Annotated in this window: 5 protein-coding genes; all 5 read right to left on the bottom strand. The window is 71.8% G+C overall.

What is annotated here, in order from left to right:
- Positions 1-374: 374 nt before the first annotated feature.
- A complete protein-coding gene (locus ACFE86_RS20950) occupies positions 375-1,961 on the bottom strand; it encodes a gamma-glutamyltransferase family protein (RefSeq protein ID WP_375457251.1) in 1,587 nt (528 codons plus the stop codon).
- Positions 1,958-2,887 (bottom strand): ABC transporter ATP-binding protein, encoded by a 930-nt coding sequence (locus ACFE86_RS20945; RefSeq protein WP_375457252.1) that lies wholly within the window; start codon positions 2,885-2,887, stop codon positions 1,958-1,960. The genes ACFE86_RS20950 and ACFE86_RS20945 overlap by 4 nt, the downstream gene beginning before the upstream one ends.
- Positions 2,887-3,915: an ABC transporter ATP-binding protein gene (locus ACFE86_RS20940; RefSeq protein WP_375457250.1), complete on the bottom strand. Its 1,029-nt coding sequence runs from the start codon at positions 3,913-3,915 to the stop codon at positions 2,887-2,889. Before ACFE86_RS20940 ends, ACFE86_RS20945 begins: the two co-directional genes overlap by 1 nt.
- Positions 3,912-4,838, bottom strand: a complete 927-nt coding sequence (locus ACFE86_RS20935; protein WP_375457249.1) for an ABC transporter permease — start codon at positions 4,836-4,838, stop codon at positions 3,912-3,914. Before ACFE86_RS20935 ends, ACFE86_RS20940 begins: the two co-directional genes overlap by 4 nt.
- A gap of 193 nt (positions 4,839-5,031) precedes the next feature.
- Positions 5,032-5,397 (bottom strand): ABC transporter permease (locus tag ACFE86_RS20930; protein ID WP_375457248.1); only part of this gene is annotated, 366 nt, incomplete at its 5' end.

Raw genomic sequence — 5,397 nt, 5'->3', positions numbered from 1 at the left:
TCCCACGAAGGAATCAGCGAAATCCGACCCGCGCAAGGGAGTGGGTAATTACCCTCGAACCGGCCCATGATGCACCATCACACTCCGGGACTGCACACCTAGAGCCGTGCCCGACCACGTTGGGTCGGGTTACGGCTCTAGGTCTTTGTTTTAACGCGCACTTTCGCGACGAACCGGCATCCACTTCGTCGAAGTGCGCTCTAGAGCATTTTCCAGCGAGGTGGATACCGGCTAGCGTGAAGAAAATGCGACCACACAGAGGCTTAGAGCAGACGCCTGAAGCCGCCAAGGATGCCATCGACATCGCAAACTGACACCAGCTTCTCAAAGCCTATCACCGAACGCAATACTACACGACGTAGTTAAACAGGCTCTCAATACCCCAGCGCGCTGCCGTCCTTGCGCGGATCGGAACCCGCGGTGAGCGTGCCGGAGGCGTGGTCGATCCAGATCACCTGCCCGCCGCCGAGCGGCAGGGGGGCGGGAACCGCATCGTGGCCGCGGTCCTTCAGCCCGGCGCTGAGCTCCGCGAGGCCGCCCTCCAGCTCCAGGATGCCGTCGTAGGCGAAGCTGCGCGGCGCATCGAGCGCCTCTTGCGGGTCGAGGCCGCGGTCGATCAGGCCGGTGAGCAGTTCGACGTGGCCCATCGCCTGATAGTGCCCACCCATCACGCCGAAGGGGGCGACGGCGCGGCCGTCGCGCATCAGCAGGCCGGGGATGATCGTGTGCATCGGCCGCTTGGCCGGGCCGATGGTGTTGGGATGGCCGGGCTCGACCCGGAACGACAGGCCGCGGTTGTGCAGCAGCACGCCGCTTTCCGGCCCCACGATGCCCGAGCCGAAGCCCTGGAACACCGAGTTGATCAGCGAGATCGCGTTGCCGTCCCGGTCCACGACGCAGAGGTAGACCGTGTCGGTGTGGGCGCGCTCAGTGGCAATCTCCGGGTAGAGCACCGGCGCCTGCGCGCGGGCCATGTCGATCGCGCCGTGCGCCGAGGCCTGCCACGCGTCCGACAGTAGATGCTCCACCGGGATCGCCTGGAGGCTCGGGTCCCCGAACAGGGCGTCGCGGTGATGGTAGCCCTGCTTGCAGACTTCGGCGAAGAGGTGGACCCGGTCGAGGTCCGACAAGCCTGCGACGTCGAAGGGCTTCAGGACGTTGAGCATCATCAGCGCGGCGAGCCCCTGGCCGGGGGGTGGGCACTCGTAGACGTCGTAGCCGCGGTAGTTCGTGCTGACCGGCGTCACGAAGTCCGGCGCAGCCGCGGCGAAATCCTCCAGGGTGTGCAGGCCGCCGAGCTCGCGCAGGCGCGCCACGAGATCCTGCGCCACCGGCCCATCGTAGAAGCCGCGCGGACCGTCCGCAGCGATCCGGCGGAGGGTCGCGGCAAGCTTCTCCATCCGCATCACCGTGCCGACGGCGGGCGCCCGGCCGTCGATCAGGTAGGTCGCCGCCGCGTGAGGATCGCCGGCGACGCGCGCGACGTTGCGCGCCCAGTCCCAGGCCACCCGCGGCTGCACCGGGAAGCCCTCCTCGGCGAAGCGGATCGCCGGCTGGAGCAGGTCGGCCAGCGGGCGGGTGCCGTGGTCGGCGGCGAGCCTTGCCCAGGCCGCGACCGCGCCGGGCACCGTCACCGCGTGCGGCGAGGCCGGCGCGATCGCGACGCCGTGCTCGCGGTACCACGCGTCGTCGGCCGCCGCCGGACTGCGGCCCGAGCCGTCGAGCGCGATCGGCACGCTCGCGCCGGCGGGCAGGTAGAGCGCGAAGCAGTCGCCGCCGATGCCGGTCATCAGCGGGTCGACGACGCACTGCACCGCCACCGCCGCGATCGCGGCATCCACCGCGTTGCCGCCCGCGCGCAGGGTCTCGATCGCTGCGAGCGTCGAGGCCGGATGCGAGGTCGCGACCGCGGCCTCCGCCGCGTAGACGGGCGAGCGGCCTGGTTTCTCGAAATCCCTCACGCCGCAGCCCCTCCGGTCGGTTCCGCCACAAAGTGCCCCGGCGCGACTTCCACGAGGTCCCCGCCCTCGGCGATCGGTGCCGCCGGGCTGGCATTGGCCGCCGCGAGCCGCGCCCGCTCGGCGGCCGGGTTCGGCACCGGCACGGCGCCGAGCAGCCGCCGCGTGTAAGGATGGCGCGGGTTCTCGTACAGGAGGTCGCTCGGGGCAAGCTCGACGATCCGGCCGCGCCAGAGCACCGCGACCCGGTGGCAGAGGTGGCGCACCATCCGCAGGTCGTGGGAGATGAACAGGTAGGACAGGCCCAATTCGTCCTGGAGGTGCTGCAACAGGTTCACCACCTGCGCCTGGATCGAGACGTCGAGCGCCGCGATCGGCTCGTCGGCGACGATGAAGCTGGGGCGCAGCGCGATGGCGCGGGCGATGCAGATGCGCTGGCGCTGGCCGCCGGAGAACTGGTGCGGGAAGCGCCCGGCAAAGCGCGGCTCCAGCCCGACCCGCTCGAACAGGCCGGCCACCGCCTCGCGGCGCTCAAGGCCGCGCATGCCGGGCCGGTGCAGCTTGAACGCCTCGGCAACGTAATTGCCGACGCTCATGCGCGGGTTCAGCGCCGCGTAGGGGTCCTGGAACACGGTCTGGATGCGCGCGCGCGTCCGGCGCATCGCGGGCGCGGAGAGCGTGGCGAGGTCGACGCCCTCGAAGGCGACGGTGCCCGCCGTCGGCGGGTTCAGCATCGTCACGGCCCGGCCGATCGTGGACTTACCCGAGCCCGACTCGCCGACGAGGCCGAGCGTCTCGCCGGGGCGGATGTCGAAGCTGACGTCCTCCACCGCGCGGAAGACGGACGCCTTGCCGCCCCACCACGACCGCAGGGGATAGTGCTTGGAGAGGTTGCGCACCGAGACGATCGGGTAGCCGGGGGCCTGCATCACCGCGACACGCTCTCGGCTTCCCGCGCCAGGATTTCCGGCAGGTCGTACCATGCGGCGACGAGGTGGCCGGGCGCCGCGCCCGGCGCCTGGGTCAGCGGCGGCATCTCGGTGGCGCAGCGCGGCGTCGCGTAGGCGTTGCGCGGGGCGAACGGATCGCCCGTCGGGGGCGCGCGCATGTCGGGCGGGGCGCCCTCGATCTGGCGCAGGCGCCCGCGGCCCGCGCCCCCGCGGGTGAGGTCGGGCAGCGAGCGCAGCAGGCCGAGCGTGTAGGCGCTGCGCGGGTCGGCGAAGATGTCGTCCACCGGCCCGCGCTCCAGGATGCGGCCGGCATACATCACCTGCACCGTGTCGCTGATGCCGGCGACGACGCCGAGATCGTGGGTGATCCAGATGATCGCCATGCCGATCTCGCGCTTCAGGTCCTGCACCAGGGCGACGATCTCGGCCTGCACCGTCACGTCGAGGGCCGTCGTCGCCTCGTCGGCGATCAGGAGTTTGGGGCGGCAACTGATGCCGATCGCGATCATCACCCGCTGGCGCTGGCCGCCGGAGAACTCGTGCGGGTACTGGTCGAGGCGGGCGGCCGCGTTCGGGATGCGCACGAGGTCGAGGAGATCCTTGGCGCGCGCGCGGGCGGCCCGCCCGTCGAGGCCGAGGTGGATGCGCAGGGGCTCGACGATCTGCGCCGCCACCGTCATGCCGGGGTTGAGCGAGCTCATCGGGTCCTGGAACACGAAGCCGATCCGGCCGCCGCGGACCTTGCGCAGGTCGCGCTCGGGCAGGCTCAGCAGGTCGCGGCCCTCGAACAGCACCTGCCCGCCGACGATGCGGCCGGGCGGGCGCGGGATCAGGCCGAGCATGGCGAGGACGTGCACGCTCTTGCCCGAGCCCGATTCGCCGACGATGCCGAGCGTCTCGCCCTCGCGGAGGGCGTAGGACACGCCGTTGACCGCGTGGACCGCGCCGCCCTCGGTGTCGAAGGCGACGGCGAGATCCTTGACGTCGAGGATCGGCGCGGCGCTCACGTCCGCCCCCGCGGGTCGAGCGCATCGCGCAGCCCGTCGCCGAACAGGTTGAAGCCGAGCACGGCGAGGAAGATCGACACGCCGGGCCAGATCGCCATCCACGGCGCCTGATCCAAAAAATTCTTGGCGACGTTGAGCATCGCGCCCCAGGACGGTTCGGGCGGCTGCTGGCCGAGGCCGAGGAAGGACAGGCTCGCCTCGGCGATGATCGCGGCTGCGATCGTCAGCGTCGCCTGCACCAGGATCGCCGGCACGATGTTGGGCAGGATGTGGACCAGCGCGATCCGCCAGGGCGGGTTGCCGACCGCGCGGGCGGCCTCGACGAACTCCTCGGCCGCCACCGCCTGGACCTGGGCGCGGGTCAGCCGCACGAAGGTCGATGTGGCCGAGAGCCCGATCGCGACCATCGCGTTGGTCAGGCTCGGGCCGAGGAACGCGGCGAGCGCGATCGCCAGGATCAGGAAGGGGATCGCCAGCAGCGCGTCGGTCAACCGCATGATCGCCCCGTCGATCCAGCCGCCGGCATAGCCCGCGACGAGGCCGAGCGGCAGGCCGAGCGAGACCGCGAGCGCCACGGAGACGAGCCCGGCGCCCAGCGAGGCGCGGGCGCCGAAGACGATGCGCGCGAGCACGTCGCGGCCGACCTCGTCGCCGCCGAAGGGGTGGGCGAGGGTGGGCGCGGCGCGCACCGCGCCCCAGTCGGTCGCCGTCGGATCGTAGGGGGCGATCAGGCCGGCGAAGACGGCCATCAGCACCAGGGCCACGACGATGGCGAGGCCGGCGAGCGCGCTTTTCCGCGCCCGCAGCCGACGCCAGAAGGCGGCGAGCGTGCCGGGCTCGCGGGGGAGGGCGGTGCGGGAGGCGGCGGGCGCGGCATCAGTGCCAATGCTGGTCGCGCGGGCGATCTCGCTGCCGGTGCTCATGGCATGTTCCGCATGACGCTCGGACGCTTCCCTCCCCCCTCTGCGGGGGAGGGTGGGCCTCGCGTCAGCGAGGGTCGGGAGAGGGGAGCGCCGTTTCCGGCACCGTCGCTCCCCTCTCCCGACTTAGCTCGCGGGCCACCCTCCCCCGCAGAGGGGGGAGGGAGGAGCACGGCACGGTCACGCCACATCCCGCTCATGCCCGCCTCAGCTTCGGGTTGACCACCGCCGCGAGCACGTCGGCGGCGAGGTTGAGGCCGACGTAGGTCGCGGCGGTGCAGATCACGACGCCCTGCACGGTGGCGAAGTCGCGGTTGAACACGGCGTCGACCATCAGCTTGCCGAAGCCCGGCACGGAGAAGACCTGCTCGGTCAGCACCGCGCCGGAGAGCAGTTGCCCGAATTCCAGGGCGCCCAGCGTGATGATCGGGATCGCGGCGTTGGGCAGCGCGTGGCGCAGCACCAGCCGCAGGGGCGAGACGCCCTTGGCGCGCGCCGTGCGGACGTAGTCGGAGCCGAGCACGCCGAGCATCGCCGCGCGGGTGTGGCGCATCATCACCGC

The sequence above is a fragment of the uncultured Methylobacterium sp. genome (assembly GCF_964244095.1).
Lineage (GTDB): Bacteria > Pseudomonadota > Alphaproteobacteria > Rhizobiales > Beijerinckiaceae > Methylobacterium.
This window is presented reverse-complemented; position numbering and strand designations above follow the sequence as displayed.